Source organism: Streptomyces sp. NPDC002994 (genome assembly GCF_040611155.1).
Classification (GTDB): domain Bacteria; phylum Actinomycetota; class Actinomycetes; order Streptomycetales; family Streptomycetaceae; genus Streptomyces.
On sequence record NZ_JBEXNQ010000019.1, the window covers coordinates 88,338 to 103,568 of the forward strand.

Consider the following 15,231-nt stretch of genomic DNA (forward strand, 5'->3'; position numbering starts at 1 on the left):
ACCGCGTCGGCCCACCGGTCAACGCCCTTCGCGACAGCGGCCAGTGCAGGGGTGGGCGCGTATCCAGGCTATGCCTGTGAACTTCTTGACCGTCACCTCCAGCTGCTTGAAGCCGGCCGGTGACAGGCCTTCGTACCCGTGGACCGCGAGGTCCTGGTACAGCCGGTCGGAGAAGGCGATCACGAGGTCGGTGGCATGCTCGTCGGTCAGGAGTGCGCGAAGGGGATCGGAGTCCAGCAGGCGGAACAGTTCCACGACTGCGGAGCCCGCGTATCCGCTGTCCGCCTCGTGAACGATTCCGTGATGGAAGGCCGCCCGCATGCGGGTGCGCAAGTACGGCCCGTCCGGGGCGTTTCCGCTCTGTTCCCGGTTCACCACGGCCAGGGCGTCGGCGAGGCCGTCCATCAGGTGGGGAACGGCTCTCGTCTCGTCGGTGTCCGGGGGCAGCACCAGCAGATAGCCGTCTCCCTGTGCCTGGCGGCCGCAGCTGTACCAGTCGACCGCCGCTCGGGCACAGGCGGCGCGCATGACGCGCAGCAGAGCACGCTGCAGGCGGATCATGTCCACGTTGTGGCGTGCGCTGTACTTCTCGATGTCGACCGCCAGACACACCTGCTGGCGCCCGGGCGGCAGTTGGCCGTCCCGGATGCCCGGGTCCTCGAAGCCGGCGAGCGCCAGGGCACCCGGCTGCGGAGCCTGTCGCCCGAGTGGCGCCCCGGTCCAGGCGTCCGCTCGGGACACCCGGAACGGCACCTCGTCGCGTGTGTGAACCTCGCTTTCGGCCCGCGTACCGCTCAGCAGAGGGTGCTCGATCACGCCCCGCACCCCGAGGCGACCGGACACCTCGGAGAAGAACGACGGCAGTCGCAGGACGGCCTGCGTCCAGCGGCCGTCCGGGCGCAGCGTTCCGCCGGCCTCGGGCGCCCGGAAGACCCAGCGCAGCCGGTTGCGGCCGAGGCCGAAGACCGCGACCCGCGCTCCGTCGGTGTCCCCCCACCCGGGCCCCGGGTGCAGCTCCAGGGCCCGCACGTCTGCGTCGTCGAAGGTGACGGCCAGCTCGATCTGCCGGTAGCCGCACCCTCCGGGCAGTTCCTCCAGGTCGAAGGGGAAGCACAGCAGCACTGTCCCCAGTGTGTCGGCCGCCGCGGGAGCGCCGCCGGTCGCATCGCGGAGCACGTAGGCCAGGGGCCGGCCAAGTGAGACACCGCCACTCGGCGGTTCGCCCCTGGGCGTCAGTTCGCCGCTGAACACCAGGTCGGTGGTGGCCAGAAGGTCGTGCGGCACCTCGCTGTGGGCGCCGTCGTACCGGCCATGTCCGTTGCGGTTCACTGAGTTGTTCCTCCCACAGCAGGGGGTTCGACGGTGGTGTGCCAGCTGAACACCCGGTACCGCAGGGCCTCGGCGGTGGTCCGCCGTGAGTCCCGTACGCCGTCGCAGACTTCGTCCAGCAGCGCGCTCAAAGCAGTGGGCTCCGCCCGGCGGTTGCGTACGGCGGCGACGAGAGGGCTGAGGTCCATCTGACGGTCGCCCACCAGCACAAGCACGCTCTCCCGCCGACTTCCCTCGGCCGGTACATCATCGGGCCACCAGATGTCCACCGGTCCGGAGTCCCACATGACCACGTCGGGGTCGTGAGCGGTGTCGGGCACGGCAGCGGGTTCCAGCCGGATGCCGCTGGGCTGGTCGTGGGTCACCAGGCTGGTGCGGCCGCTCAGCCCCACGCCGAGCACCCAGACGTACAGCTCATCGTGCACGCCGCCGGCCACCGAGATCCGGTAGCGGTCCCCGGCCCGCAGTCCGTCGTCGCCGGTCGGGAAATCCCGGTAGACGCAACTGCCCGGCGCCGTCTCCACCTCCATACGGACCGTCAGGTCCACCCCCAGCCGGCCGGCGCCCTTGGGATTCTCCAGCCGCCGTAGCCGCTCTCCCCGGGCGATCGTCTCCAGCAGTGCGACGATCTTCCCGGCTCGCGCGGACGGTGCCGCCGGCCCGCTGTCGAGTGCCTCGTCCGGATGCCGGTAGGGGAGCCCCTTCCCGTCGACCACTTCGGGCGTCCCCTTGCGCATCCGCACGGAGGCCAGGGCCTCGTCCTCCTGTACGGCCTCGATCAGGTGGGACGAGGACGCGACACGCGTGCGCAGGGCTTCAACGAAGGGTCCGCTCATCGCGATGTGTACAGGGTGGCGGGTATGAACCCGCACAGGCAGCGCGTACGAACCGGCCGGCAGCGGTGCGGGGAGCGGGACGGGCGGCGGATCCAGCAGTGCGTCGGAGACCTCGACCGCCACCACCTCCGTCTCCGCCGTGGTCTCGGCTCGTGATCCGTCGGCGGGCAGCACCAGCCGTACGCGGTCCCTGGCGCCGAGGCCGAACAGGACTCCGCCGGGGACACACAGCCGTCCGTCATGTAACGCGAGCGGCAGCCGCTCCGGCTGGCCGGGTACGTCGAGCGAGAACGGCAGACGACCGGAAGGACCGCCGGCGTCCGGCCGTTGCAGTACCGCGCGGGTCTGGATGCGGTCGCGGATCCGGGGGATCAGGACCGCCCAGGGGACGGGACGGTCGCGGAAGTCCTCCAGCGCCTTGGCCAGGCCGGCGGTGAACAGGCCCTGCCGTTTGTCCTCGTACGCGAAACCGTGCCGCTGGCACGCCACCAGCCGCACGACATGGGGGTCGGGCTGCCGTGGTCCGGCCGCGAGCGCGAGCGACCTGGTGAGACCGGCCTCGACGGGCACCTCGGACGGCACGGATTTGATCCGCCACCCGCCCGGGTCGCGCACCATTGCGCCGGAGTGGCAGCAGTCGAGTACGCAGGTGACGTTGCGGGTGATTGCCGTGATCCGGCGGAGCACCGTGGTGAGTTCCTCCGCCAGGTAGCCGCGGAAGTCGTCGGCGGTGCTGTGCAGGTGGTCGACCGGCACCAGGTACTGGAGGTGATGTGGGCTGCCGGGGAGGCGGCTGCGAGTGGCCGGGGGTACGGGGAGAAGCGAGCCGTGGCCGGAGTAGTAGACGACGACCGCGTCGCCCTCCTTCGTGTCGTTCGCCAGTGTCGTCAACGCCTCGGCCATGCCGCGGTAGTTCGCGTCTCCGCCGATGCGGACACGCAGGTCCGTGAAGCCTCGGTCGGCCAGGACCCGTTCCATGGCGGCCACATCGGCGTGTACGCCGTTCAAGTCGTACGACTGGGCGCCGATCAGCAGAGCACGCTTCGTCATGCCGGTTTTCTCACTTCTCTCGTACGGGACTCGCCGGCGGCGCCTCATGCGCCCACGTGGATGAAGGGCGCCCAGTGGAAGGGGTGCCGGCTCGTGGCGGGTGGAGTCGGGCGGGGGCCGCTGTCTCGTGCCCGTATCCGTGGGCCGGTGGGGTGCGGCGGAACAGCGGCCCGGTCGGCGAGCCGTGCGTACTCCTCGTCCCGCTCGTCCTGGGACAGGTCCCGTATCTCGCGCTGTGCGATGGCGAGGGCGGTGCCGACGGGCGGGCGTGCTCTGGACACCAGGTGCTGGTACATGCCGGTGATCACGAGACATCCGGTGATGTCGTCGACCGGCCACAGCGACACCACTGCGTGGCGGGCGCCGCTGATGACGGCCGCCCGGGTGAGCCCGAGCACATCGCCGCCCGCGGTGGCGGTACCGCGTCCGGTGTCGCAGGCGGACAGCACCACGAGTTCGGGGGTCAGGTCGGGGCCCATGAGGTCGTCCAGGCCCAGGTGGTCGCGGCCAGCGAGCGCGAGCCGACTGAGGTGGGGAGCCAGCTCCGGTACGTCCCCGTGTGTCGCCAGATGCAGGATGCCGCACCCGGCCGCCTGTTTCAGCACCTCCGCTCGGCCTGCTTTACGCCCGGTCACCACCCGGCAGCGGGGCAGCAGGCGTTCGATGGTGGCGACTTCCGTCGCGGTGCCGGGCAGGTGCGCCAGGCCGCGTTCGGGCGCGCTGGCCGGCGCACCGACCAGCAGCGCCGTGGCAGCCGTCCAGTCCGGCTCCGGCGACCGGGAGCGGGAGCGGGAGCCGGGCCGGGTGAGCAGGGAGGCCGCGGGCAGGTAGGACACCTCGTGTGTGAGGCCGAGGACCGTACCGGCCCAGGGAAGGGCGTGGAAGGGGACCAGAGAGAGCTGTGCCGGGGGTACGACCACGATCCTCCGGTGACCGGCGAGCAGCGGGGAGCAAAAACCCAGCAGGGCACCGGCGAGCAGCCTTCCCGGCTCCTCCACGTCGCCGCCCCCCGCGCACGCGGTATGGAAACGACGGCCCGTCGCCACCAGGTCGTGCGCCGACCGGTCCTGACGCTCCACCAGCAGCTTGTCGTGGGTCACCGCCCAGCAGACGAGGTCCTGATCGTAAAGGTGGTACTGGAGGAGCAGAGTGCCCGGTGGCAGTACGCGCGCCACGGCGGCCGCGCCGGGCGCCGCGCCGGCACCCCGCCGAGAGGTGAGCGTGCGCGGGGCGAGCCGGCGCACCTGGTCCTCGGCCTCGCCGAGGGCCCGTTCCGCTTCGGTGATCCGGCGCTGCGTGGATTGGTCGTCGGCCGCGCTCCCCGGCCGAGGGGCCTGCTGGGCGGCCTGTGCCTCCTCGCCACCACGCAGGGTCGCCGCCGCCTCCTCGAAGCGCGCGGCCCAGCGGGTCTCCGCCTGGAACCAGCCTCGTACCGCCCGTACCGCGTCGGGTTGTCCGGCGGCGCTGTCGAGAGCGTGTACGGCGTCGAGGAAGCCGGAACGGCTGCGCTCCGCACAGGCGAACGCCGCGGACTTCCCGCCGGGCAGCGCCCAGTGGGACAGCACGGCGGTGTGATAGGCGCGGGCCACCACGGGGTCGTCGGCCGATGCGGCCCGCAGGGTGTCCCGAGCCATCCTCAGGCGGTGCTCCTCATAGGCGGTGACGGCCTCGATGGCCCGGTCGGCGGCTGCCCGTGAGTCGCCCAGGGCGAGCAGCGCCTCCGCCGCTATCGCAGGCCGTTCCCAGGGCTTGCCCGGTTCGGTGCCGTCCTCCCCGATGCGCCGTTCCGCCTCGGCGGCACGCTCGGGCTGGCGCAGTCGCAGCCGCAGCGCCGCCGACTGCAGGGCGCTGAGGGACCCCCGTACCTCCAGCGCGTCGGCCTCCGCCCTCGCGTCCGCAAGCATCCCCAGCTCAACCAGGAGCGCACAGCGCGCCACGGAGGGCTGCATACGCCCTGCCGGCGCCCACGCCTTGCGGGCGGACTTCTCGGCATCGACGGCCAGACCTGCCGCCCTGTGCCGGCGCAGTCGGTGCAGCGCCTCGATGGCCTCTGTCGCCCGCTGGCCGGCCGACAGCGATTCCAGGGAGGCGTCCAGCGGTCCACCCGGGGGTCCGCCCTGCCTGCGGAGCAGGCGCGTACCGAGGTCGATCACCCGCGCGAGCCGGGGCCGTACGGCGGCGATGAGGTCCGGGTCGCCCAGCTCCACCGCCTCGTGGCGGAAGAGTTCGGCCGCGACCGCGGTTGACAGCCACTCGTTGAGTTCTGCCGCCGTGACATCGCCGTCCTGGTCCTTCAGCCGCCGCACGCGCGCGTGCAGGCCGATGTCGGCGTACACGAGGGAGGCCAGTCGGTGGCGGGCGTGGTGGTACGCCTCCAGCGGTCCGGTGATCGCGCCCTTGCTCACGCTCACAGCACCCCGCCCTGCCCAACCGGCGCGCCCATCAGCCGCTCCGCCAGGTCGCCCGCCTGCCGGCCCCGGACGATGTCCCCCCGCCGGGTCCAGTCGCCGGCCCGGGCGGCGACCAGGTCGGCCATGCCCCTGAGCCAGGAGCCACTGCCCACGGTCGACGCCCAGCGGCGGACCGGCTCGACGTCCTGGAGGGCCATCGGCCGCCCGGCTTCGATGACGTCCAGCATGCGGTGCACCTTCACCAGCACCGCACACGCCCCGTCGCCGGCAGTCTCGGCCAGCGCCAGGGCACGGCCGAGAAACACGGTGGTGTCGTCCGGCTTCCGGCGCAGCCGGGCGATGTGCGCCAGTCGCAGCGCGGCCGCTGCCCGGCCTCGCGCGGTGCCGGCCTTCCGGAACAGCGCGTCGGCCTTCGTGTAGTGCCTGGCCGCACGATGATGTGTGTGCCGGTCGGCGGGGACCGGCACACAGCGTTCCGCCGCGCCGGGCACCACGAGCTCCACGTCGCCCGCCAGCAGCGCCGACATCCCGGCGAAGGCCGGGTCTGCGGGCACGTGACGGAGCGCTTCGCGCCGTAACGCCTCTGCCCGGCGACGGTCGGCCGCCCGGGCCCGCACGTCCGACGCGACCAGCAGGTGGTAGGCGACCGGCGCCGCGAGGCCGCCCTCGGCGATCTCCCGCGGCAGGTCGTCGAACCACCGCACCGCCTCACGGGCGTCCTCGAACCCTCCGACCGCTTCCACCACTTCGGCCGACTGCGCGCCGATGACGTCCGCGTTGCCCTGGATGGCGCGGGCCGAGAGCAGGTCGGGCAGGTACCGGCCCGCGAGGAAGGCCGCGAGCCGCAGCCCGGGGTCCCTGGCAAGGATGGCCAGCCGGGCGTGCGTTCCGTCCAGGGCCTGGAGCAGGGCCGCTTCGTCATCGGGCGGCAGGGCCCAGCCGATCAGACCGCCGGGAGCCCAGTTGACATCCATGGCGACGGCGGCGGTCCGCAGGGTCCGCGTCACCAGGTCGTCGTACGTCTCCTCCGGTACGGGGTCGCCCAGCACGGCCAGCGCCCGCTTGGCCTCACCGGCGGCGAGGGCGGCCGCTGCCGCCAGCCAGCCCCGTACCGGCTCGGCCCAGCATTCCGGCCTGACCGCCGCGGGATCGACGCCCCGCTGCTCGGTCAGGAGGAGGAGTACGAGAAGGCGGATGCCGTGCGCCGTGTGCCGGCCCTGGTACGTCACTTGAGCTTCCTGATGACGAAGACGATCAGCAGTGCGAGCACGATCACTCCGGCGATCCTGCCCAGTCGTCGGCGCCAGGATCCTCCAGCCTGTCCGGGCTGTCCGGTTTCGCTGCTGCTCTGCGGTCGATCACGTCCTGCAGCCATTCGCCCAGGACCATCCACAGGCACCCGAGCACGACGTCCAGCGGGCCTCGGCCGAGTGCATCGGCCGAGGGCCGAGAAGACGACTGACCGGAGCGTTGTGGCAGAGGAACGGCGATTGGTACCCGATGGGCGACGGCCGTCAAAGGCGACCGTCGGAGAACTCCCTTCCGCCAGGTACGGCTTCTGTTCCACGGTCGTCATGAACCGGCCGGTCGCCGGGGGGCTGAGTGCCTGGGAGCGGCTCACCGGATGCGTGGCGATGTCCGCCTCGAAGAACGCCTGTACGGCCTCTCCACAGGTGCGGTGGACGTCGGCGAAGAGTTCCTCCGTGGCGAGCGTCGTGGGCTGCTCCGGCTGCCTCCGGCAGACAACTCCCTCGATCAGGGGTGTCCGCCGCGGCCCGCTCATCGCGTACTCGCCGTCCAGGCCCACATCGGACGCTTTGAGATACACGACCCGGTACAGCAGCCACAGCCGCTGGGAGCCCCGCCCCCGGTACTCGCGTACGTAGACGACGTCGTCGGAGGTGTCGCCGTCCGCCACGTCGTGGAGCAGGAACTGCCTGTCGTCGTCCATCAGGAAGTCCGGGGCGACCACGATCCGGAAGCCGGTGTTGACGGAGCGCGTGAGGGCGAACGGCCAGACCTTCTGGGATGCGGCGTGCGTCATGTCGTCGTCGTCCATGGCGTTCCCCCCTCAATGAGGTGCGAGCCCGGGTGCTCGGCCTCGAACTCGGCGAGCTTGGCGTCGAACAGCGCCACCAGAGCGGTCAGCGCGTCCTTCTGGGAAGCGACTTGGAGCATCCGGCCGCGTAACCGGGCGATGTCACGCTCGACACGCTCGCTGTATACGGCCACCTTCCTCTCTGCATAGGCCGCAAGAGCGTCCACCATGTGGTCAGGCACCATGCGCAACATGGGTGACTTGGCTGCCGCGGTCCGCAGGACCGCCTGTACCAGCGGCAGCTTGTCCTTGGCCATACGAACCCACTTCAGCGTCTGGCTGCGCTGGGCGATCCACTGCGCTTCGGGCGCCGCCCGTTTCTCCATCTCCTTGAGCCGGGCATTGAACAGATCCACCAGCACGGCCATGAAGGGGACTTCGACGTTGAGCGGTGTCGGGAACGCGCCCTTCTTGATCATCGTCCGGCCGTCCGGACCGAGAGCGGCGAAGTCCAGCCCCACGGAACTCACGGGAATGAAGCGGACCCCTCCCGAGACGGGATTGTTCCGCAGCTGGGTCCCGACGCCGTCCTTGAAGTCCGGGTGCTTCATGAGGCAGTCCACGACCGTCTGCAGCGTGTGCCCGGCCGCCGCGAGAACGTCCCACTTGGTGATCACGAAGTGCACGATCGCCTCGCTCTTCATCATGTGACTGAAGACGAGGAGCAGGTCGTCGGCCAGCCGGAAGTCCCCGTCGAAGAAGCGCAGAACCTTGGCCCCGTCCACCAGCACGAGGAGGAACTCGGACTCCACGATCCGGCTGTAGACGCGTTTGGCTCCTTCCACCCGCTCGTCCAACTCGGTCAGGTGCTCACCGGAGTAGTCCAGATACCTGATGGAGAAGGGGCTGAAGGTCTGGTTCCTGGCGGTGCGGACTGAGCAGGTGAATTCCCACTCGGATATGGCGGCCGTCTTGGTGGGGTCCGGCCATATGTCGGGGCTCGCGATCTGTTGGTAGATCCTGTTCAGCAGGGTGGACTGCTCCGGTGGCAGCTGAACGTGGAATCCGATGTCCGGTCGCGGGATGGCAAGTCTGCGGAACAGACTGGCGAGATAGACGGTCTTCCCGGACTCGGCTGGTCCGAGCACGGTGACTGGAATTGCCGGCATGCAGTGCCTCGCATTGGGCTCACGTGGTGGTGATCCTGGCGCACAAGCGAGCTCGGCGAACCCCGCGCGACGGGCCTGCCGTTCTCCTGCCGGTAGTAGAGCGGGTCGCAGGACCTCGGAACCGGTCGCAGTGCGGGTTCGGGAGAACCAGCGGAACAAAAAGCGATTCGGCTTGCCGCTCACTGGTCGGCGGCGAACTCCCGCAGGGCGGAAACGGAGTGCACGGTGATGCGGCAGCGACCGTAGCTGACGACGTGCGCGGCCGACAGCTCCTGCAACGCGTGCTGCACGCGCCGCTCCCGGGCCCCGATGAGCTCGCCCCACTCGGCGTGAGTGAGCCCGGGCCGGACCGACAGCCCTTGTGGTGTCGGCTTCCCGTACTGCCCTGTGAGATCCAGTACCGCGCGGCAGAGGCGGGTGATGACCGGACCGCGCGCGAACTGGGTGCGGCGGCGGACCGAGGTACGGCTGCGATGCGCCAGGCTCCGGCTGACGGCCAGTCCTGCGGCCTGATACCGGACCATCCAGCGCAGCCACTCGTCCTGCGAGATCCGCCGGACGGACACCTGCTGAGCTGCCGTGACCGTTGCGGAACGGGGCTCGTTGTCGAAGGCCGCCGTCTCGCCGACGACATCGCCGCCCGCGCGGATGTCCACCAGCACGGTCGCGTCGAGGTCGTCGGACGTCGTGACCTTGGCGAAACCGTTCAACAGCAGCAGTACGTGCCTGTCCGTGGCACCCGCCAGCAGCATGATCTCGCCTTGCTTGTACGTGTGCGCCGTGCCGACCCGCATCAGGGCGGACCGCGCTCGGCACACCGCATCGGCTTCCGCCCCGCTCACGTCGGCCAGCTCCGACAACAGGGTCCCCCGCGGGTAGGTACCACGCGCCGAATCCGACCCGTCTTCCCCACCCGATGTCCCGCGACTCAGCACACCGCTCCCCCTTCCGGATGCCGACTGTCGCCAACATATTCAGCCAGTTCGGCCCGCGGCACAAGGCGTGAACTGATGTGCGGAGCTGGGGCGTTGAGTGCCTGAGCGACACTTCGTACGGGATGGCGACCGACCCGTACGGGGGGACGGGCAAGGAGGGGGACATGGGCGCGAACACAATGAGTACGCCGGGACCGGCGGGCGGCTCGGGAACGGCTCGGAGAGCGACTTGGACGGTGTCCTACATGGTGAGGTTGCGGAGGCGTTTGTAGCAGCGGATCGCGGCTGTCAGTCCGAGAAAGGTCAGGTAGTTGCCCGGGTGTTGCTCGTAGCGGTGGTTGAGTCTGCGGTACGCGGTCAGCCAGGAAATGCTGCGTTCGAACCAACGGTGTCGGCTGAGGCGTTCGCTGGACTCGATGCCTTTGCGAGTGATGCGGACGCCGGCCCCGCTGGCCGCGCCCTGCGCGGCGCGGCGTTCGATCCCTTGCGGAAGCGGACGGTCCCCTTTGGTGGCTGGGCCGCGGGCGGCGCATTCCAGAGGGCGGAGAGGTGGGAATACGACGGCCAGGAGTGGAGGAAAACCGCTGACAGCGGCCCCGCTCCGCGTGCCGAGCCCGCCCTGGCATTCGATCCCGTCGCGCAGCGGGTGGTGCTGTTCGGCGGGTTCACCGCCTCCGGGGTCGCCCGCGGACACCTGGGCCTGGGACGGCGCGCGGTGGACCCGAGTCGCCGACAGCGGGCCGGGGCCACGCAGCGGCAGAGGAATGGGCCGTGATCCAGCTTCCCGCAAGGTCGTGGTGGGACTGGGACATTGTTGCCCGGGACCCCGGCCGGCTGCGTCTGGGCGCCGGGCACGACATCTCGTATGCCCACGGCCTGGAGCTGGTGTTCAGTGACCCGGTCTTCGCCATGTACCCGGCGTGCTGGTCGCTGTCGAGGCCAATGCGGGCCGGCCAAGCCTCGCCTCCGGCCTGGTCACCGCGGGGCAGCTCGACATCGTCCTGGTAGGCGGCCATCTGACGGACCCGTCAGAGAGCACTTCGTGTGCCAAGCGGTCAGAGCAAAGCCTGGGCCCTGATGGGCAGTTCGCGGATGCGGCGCCCGGTGGCGTTGAAGACCGCGTTGGCGATGGCGGGTGCCACGCCGACGTGAACGACCTCGCCGAGGCCCTTGACACCGAGAGGGCCGGCCTCCTGGTCCTGCCCTTCCAGGTAGATCGCCCGCAGGTCGGGGATGTCCGCGTTGACCGGGAGCAGGTAGTCCGTGAGGTTGGCGTTGACGATCCGTCCGTCGCGGAAGTCGGTGACCGTGTGTTCCAGCAGGGCGGATCCGATGCCGCCCACCATGCCACCGAGCGCCTGGCTGTCGGCCAGCTTGGGGCTGATGATGCGGCCCGCGTCGTACACGCCAAGCATGCGCCGCACCCGCACCAGGCCCAACCGCCGGTCGACGGCGACCTCGGCGAACGTCACGCCGTAGGCGTACATCGAGAAGCGTGCCTTGCCCGGCGTGTAGGACCCGTTCGCTTCCAGGCGGGCGCGTTTGTTGCGGGTCAGCAGTTGCCGGTACGTCTCCCCGCGCGTGAGGTCATCCTTCACGTGCAGCCGGCCACTCCGCACGACGATCTCGCCCGCGTCGACGCCGAACAGCGGCGAGTCCTCGTCATCAACGGCGAGCCGGACCGCCTGCCGCCGCAGCTTGTCGCAGCCGTCCTGAACGGCGGAGCCGACGCTGGCCATGGTCATGGAACCACCGTGCGCCGGGGCGGGCGGCATGGTGGAGTCGCCGAGCCGGAAGGTGACGTCGCAGACCCTGAGACCGAGGGCATCGGCGGCGAGTTGAGTCATGGACGTGTAGGTGCCCGGGCCCATGTCGCTGGACGCCGACCGGACCAGGGCGGTGCCGTCCGCCTCCAGCCCGACCCACGCCTGCGTCGCCGCCCGGGCGGTGGGGTAGACGCCGCTGGCCATGCCTGTGCCGATCAGCCAGTCGCCGTGACGGGTGGAGCGCGGCCTGGCATCGCGGCGGGCCCAGCCGAACTCGCGGGCCCCGACCGTGAGGCACTCGCGCAGCCGCCGGGTGGAGAACGGCCGCCTGTTGGAGGGGTCTTCCTGCGGCTCGTTTCGCAGCCGCAGCTCGATCGGGTCGACGCGCAGTTCATACGCCAGCTCGTCGACGGCCGACTCGATGGCGAAGGCCGCGGTGGAGAAGCCGGGGCCTCTCATCCAGGTCGGCGTGTTCACGTCCAGTGGCACGGAGTGGTGCGTCTGGCGGACGTGGGGCGTGTTGTAGAGCATCTGGCCGAAGGCCAGGGTGGCTTCGCCGTGCGTCTCGTAGGAGGAAGTCTCCGACCGCAGGTCGTGGACCATCGCGGTCAGCCGCCCGCGCCGGTCACTGCCCAGCCGGATCCGGTACTCGTACCTGGGCCGGAAGCCCACTCCGAAGTACAACTGCCGGCGGCTCAGGGCGAGCTTGACGGGGCGCCCCACCTCTCGCGCGGCGAGCGCGGCGACGACGGAGTGCACCCAGACGCGCATCGAGTTGCCGAAAGCACCGCCGACGAAGGGCGAGATGACGCGTACCGACTCCACCGGGATGCCGAACGCGGCAGCGTACTCGTTCCGCGCGCCGAGCACCCACTGGCTCTTGTCCCACACAGTGAGCCGGTCGCCGTCCCAGTGGGCGATGGTGGCATGCGGCTCCATCGCGTTGTGGTGGTTGCGGGCGGTCCGATAGGTCATCTGGAGGCATACCGCGGCGGAGGACAGAGCCGCGTCCGCGTCGCCGCGCTCGTAGCTCCGCGGCACGCCGGGCGGCGCGTCGGACAGTTCGGTCGAAGGCTGTTGGGCGTCGTAGTCCACCTTCACCAGGCTCGCGGCGTGCTCGGCGGCCTCCAGGCTCGTGGCCACGACGACGGCGACCGGCTGCCCGTAGAACCTGATGCGGTCGTCCTGGAACGCCTTCAGCAGCGCACCCGGCGGATTGGAGGAATCCGGATCGTTGCGGTACGCCAGCCGGGGGGCGTTGCGGTGAGTGATCACCTTCAGGACGCCGGGCCGGCCCTGGGCTTCACGGGTGTCGAGGCCGGTGATGCGGCCCCGGCCGACGCCGCTGTCGACGATCACGGCGTGCACGATTCCGTCGATGTCGTGGTCGGCGGCGTATTTCGCCGCCCCGGTGACCTTGAGGTGTCCGTCCACGCGGGACATCGGCGCGCCGACCGCTGCCTGCGGCTGCGGACTCACTGGTCACCTCCCACGATGCGCAGCTGGCGTTCAACGGTCCGCTTGAGCAACTCGACCTTGAAGCGGTTGTGCCGGAGAGGGCGGGCACCGTCCGCCGCGCGTTCGGCTGCCTCGGCCCACAGCCGCTGCGAAGGGCGTTCGCCGATGAGGTGCCGCTCGACAGCGGGCAGCTTCCACGGCACCGTGCCGACGCCTCCGGCCGCGACCTTCGCCTCGCGGATCACCCCGTCCCGGATGTGCAGGGCAACCGCGGTGGAGGTGAGGGCGAACTCGTACGACTGCCGGTCGCGCACCTTGAGATAGCCGGACTTCAGCGGGCGCGGGTGGCCCGGAATCTCCACGGCCGTGATCAACTCACCCTGCCTGATGGCCTGCTCGCTGTTCGGGGTGGTGCCGGGCAGCAGCAGGAAGTCGGCGAGGGACACGGTGCGCGGGCCGTCCGCGCCCGTCAGGTGAAGCCTCGCCTCCAATGCCGCGAACGCCACGGCCACGTCGGAAGGATGAGTGGCGACGCACGCGTCGGAGGTGCCGAGAATCGCGTGCGTGCGGTTGAAGCCCTCCTGGGCCGCGCAGCCGGAGCCCGGCTCGCGTTTGTTGCAGGCAGCCATGACGTCACGGAAGTACGCGCACCGGGTGCGCTGCATGAGGTTGCCGCCGATGGTCGCCATGTTGCGCAGTTGGGCCGACGCGCTCAGCTCCAGCGCCTGGGAGATGACCTGGTAGGCGATACGGACCTTGGGGTGGGCGGCGGCCTCCGCCATCCGCACCAGGGCGCCGATGCGCAGTCCGCCGTGCTCGGTGACGGTGACCTCGCGCAGGGGCAGGGCATCGATGTCGACCAGGGTTTCGGGGCGTTCGACGGTCTCACGCATCAGATCGACGAGCGTGGTACCGCCGGCGATGTAACGTCCGCCGCGCTGACCGGCGTTGACTGCCTCACGGGTGTCGGAGACGCGTGTGTAGGTGAAGGGGTGCATGACCGCGCCTCACCTCCGGCCCGCGGCTTGCTCGACCGCGCGCACGATTTTCACGTAAGAGCCACAGCGGCAGATGTTGCCGCTCATCCACTCCCGGATCTCCTCCGCCGAGCCGGTGTGCCCCTCCCGGATGCAGCCGACTGCGGACATGATCTGCCCCGGAGTGCAGAAACCGCACTGGAATGCGTCCTGGTCGACGAACGCCTGCTGCAGTGGATGCAGCCGATCGCCGTCGGCCAGACCCTCGATCGTGGTGACCTCGGCGCCCTCGAGCCGTACCGCCAGCGTCAGGCACGAGGTGACCCGCCGCCCGTCGACCAGCACCGTGCACGTCCCGCAGGCACCGGCGTTGCAGCCCTTCTTCGAGCCGGTGAGCCTGAGGTGCTCACGCAGCAGGTCCAGCAGCGAAGTCCGGTTGTCGACCGTGACGGTGTACCGCTCGCCGTTGACGCTCAGCGAGACCCGGCTGCTGGGTGGCGGATCGGCGGCGGCCGCATCATCGGCGCCGAAAGGAACCGCGTCTGCCATGAGGCCGCCGACGACGACCACGCCACCGATGGTGGAAGCTGTCGCGATGAAGGTACGCCGGGAAGGCTTGGACAGGGGGTCTTCCGGCGGAACGGCAGGCACGTCGGGAAGTTCGGTTGTCAACAGGCGCTCTCTCGAATCGGCGTAAGCGGTGAGGAGCAAGATGAGCAAGGCCATCCTGCTGTTCGACGACCTCAGCGGAGTCGAGACTTCAGCTTCCTGAACAGCCGCAGCGGCATGCTGGTCGCCACTCGGGAGGGCCCTGATCGGATTATGGCGGTCTACCCCAACGGACTACCGACTTACGCGGTCGCGGTACTCGAGCGTGCCTTCTTGACGCTCTGACGCGGCACCTCCGACCCTTCCTGAAGATCGGCGGCGAACACCTCAGCGGTCGCCTCAGCAGCAATGTCGCTCAGATCTTCGTTGATCTCGTGGGCGACTCGCTTGGCGTCCAGCACCAATTTCACGGACGACTTAACAGTCCCCCGCGCGATCTTCTTGATGAGGGGCGCTGAAATGGCTCCAACCAAGAAGACAGGAATCAAAGGAAGCATAGTCTGTGCAGCCCTTCTCGCAGCCTGTCGGGTTTTCCGACAGTGTCCTCAGAATCCAACCCTAACGCCCTAAGAGGTTGCTCCACCAGGATGATCCATGATGTTCACCCTTTCGGGTGCATACTTGCTTTAATTGATCTTTTCCATCTACACCTG

11 protein-coding genes and 1 pseudogene are annotated in these 15,231 nt (G+C 70.1%); all 12 read right to left on the reverse strand.

What is annotated here, in order from left to right:
• Nucleotides 1-18: 18 nt before the first annotated feature.
• The 12 genes and pseudogenes from ABZX79_RS24940 to ABZX79_RS24995 all read right to left on the reverse strand — a co-directional run bounded on the left by ABZX79_RS24940 (nucleotide 19) and on the right by ABZX79_RS24995 (nucleotide 15,066).
• Nucleotides 19-1,329, reverse strand: coding sequence for a hypothetical protein (locus tag ABZX79_RS24940; protein ID WP_355261743.1), 1,311 nt, complete (start codon nucleotides 1,327-1,329; stop codon nucleotides 19-21).
• A complete protein-coding gene (locus ABZX79_RS24945) occupies nucleotides 1,326-3,215 on the reverse strand; it encodes a caspase family protein (RefSeq protein ID WP_355261746.1) in 1,890 nt (629 codons plus the stop codon). Before ABZX79_RS24945 ends, ABZX79_RS24940 begins: the two co-directional genes overlap by 4 nt.
• A gap of 44 nt (nucleotides 3,216-3,259) precedes the next feature.
• Nucleotides 3,260-5,626 carry a CHAT domain-containing protein gene (locus ABZX79_RS24950; RefSeq protein WP_355261749.1) on the reverse strand — a complete coding sequence of 789 codons (2,367 nt, stop codon included), beginning with the start codon at nucleotides 5,624-5,626 and terminating at the stop codon, nucleotides 3,260-3,262.
• On the reverse strand, nucleotides 5,623-6,855 hold the full coding sequence (locus ABZX79_RS24955; RefSeq protein WP_355261752.1) for a hypothetical protein: 1,233 nt from the start codon (nucleotides 6,853-6,855) through the stop codon (nucleotides 5,623-5,625). Before ABZX79_RS24955 ends, ABZX79_RS24950 begins: the two co-directional genes overlap by 4 nt.
• Nucleotides 6,852-7,685 (reverse strand): hypothetical protein, encoded by an 834-nt coding sequence (locus ABZX79_RS24960; protein WP_355261755.1) that lies wholly within the window; start codon nucleotides 7,683-7,685, stop codon nucleotides 6,852-6,854. The genes ABZX79_RS24955 and ABZX79_RS24960 overlap by 4 nt, the downstream gene beginning before the upstream one ends.
• Nucleotides 7,667-8,833 (reverse strand): hypothetical protein, encoded by a 1,167-nt coding sequence (locus tag ABZX79_RS24965; RefSeq protein ID WP_355261758.1) that lies wholly within the window; start codon nucleotides 8,831-8,833, stop codon nucleotides 7,667-7,669. Before ABZX79_RS24965 ends, ABZX79_RS24960 begins: the two co-directional genes overlap by 19 nt.
• Before the next feature lie 179 nt (nucleotides 8,834-9,012).
• Nucleotides 9,013-9,675 (reverse strand): Crp/Fnr family transcriptional regulator, encoded by a 663-nt coding sequence (locus ABZX79_RS24970; RefSeq protein WP_355261761.1) that lies wholly within the window; start codon nucleotides 9,673-9,675, stop codon nucleotides 9,013-9,015.
• A 334-nt stretch (nucleotides 9,676-10,009) separates the two neighbouring features.
• A pseudogene (locus ABZX79_RS24975) lies at nucleotides 10,010-10,204 on the reverse strand (IS5/IS1182 family transposase); the annotation flags it as partial.
• A gap of 619 nt (nucleotides 10,205-10,823) precedes the next feature.
• On the reverse strand, nucleotides 10,824-13,013 hold the full coding sequence (locus ABZX79_RS24980; RefSeq protein ID WP_355261764.1) for a xanthine dehydrogenase family protein molybdopterin-binding subunit: 2,190 nt from the start codon (nucleotides 13,011-13,013) through the stop codon (nucleotides 10,824-10,826).
• Nucleotides 13,010-13,990, reverse strand: a complete 981-nt coding sequence (locus ABZX79_RS24985) for a xanthine dehydrogenase family protein subunit M (RefSeq protein WP_355261767.1) — start codon at nucleotides 13,988-13,990, stop codon at nucleotides 13,010-13,012. The genes ABZX79_RS24980 and ABZX79_RS24985 overlap by 4 nt, the downstream gene beginning before the upstream one ends.
• A 9-nt stretch (nucleotides 13,991-13,999) precedes the next feature.
• Nucleotides 14,000-14,641: a (2Fe-2S)-binding protein gene (locus ABZX79_RS24990; protein WP_355261770.1), complete on the reverse strand. Its 642-nt coding sequence runs from the start codon at nucleotides 14,639-14,641 to the stop codon at nucleotides 14,000-14,002.
• Between the two features lie 179 nt (nucleotides 14,642-14,820).
• Nucleotides 14,821-15,066 carry a DUF5132 domain-containing protein gene (locus ABZX79_RS24995; protein WP_355261773.1) on the reverse strand — a complete coding sequence of 82 codons (246 nt, stop codon included), beginning with the start codon at nucleotides 15,064-15,066 and terminating at the stop codon, nucleotides 14,821-14,823.
• Nucleotides 15,067-15,231 lie beyond the last annotated feature (165 nt).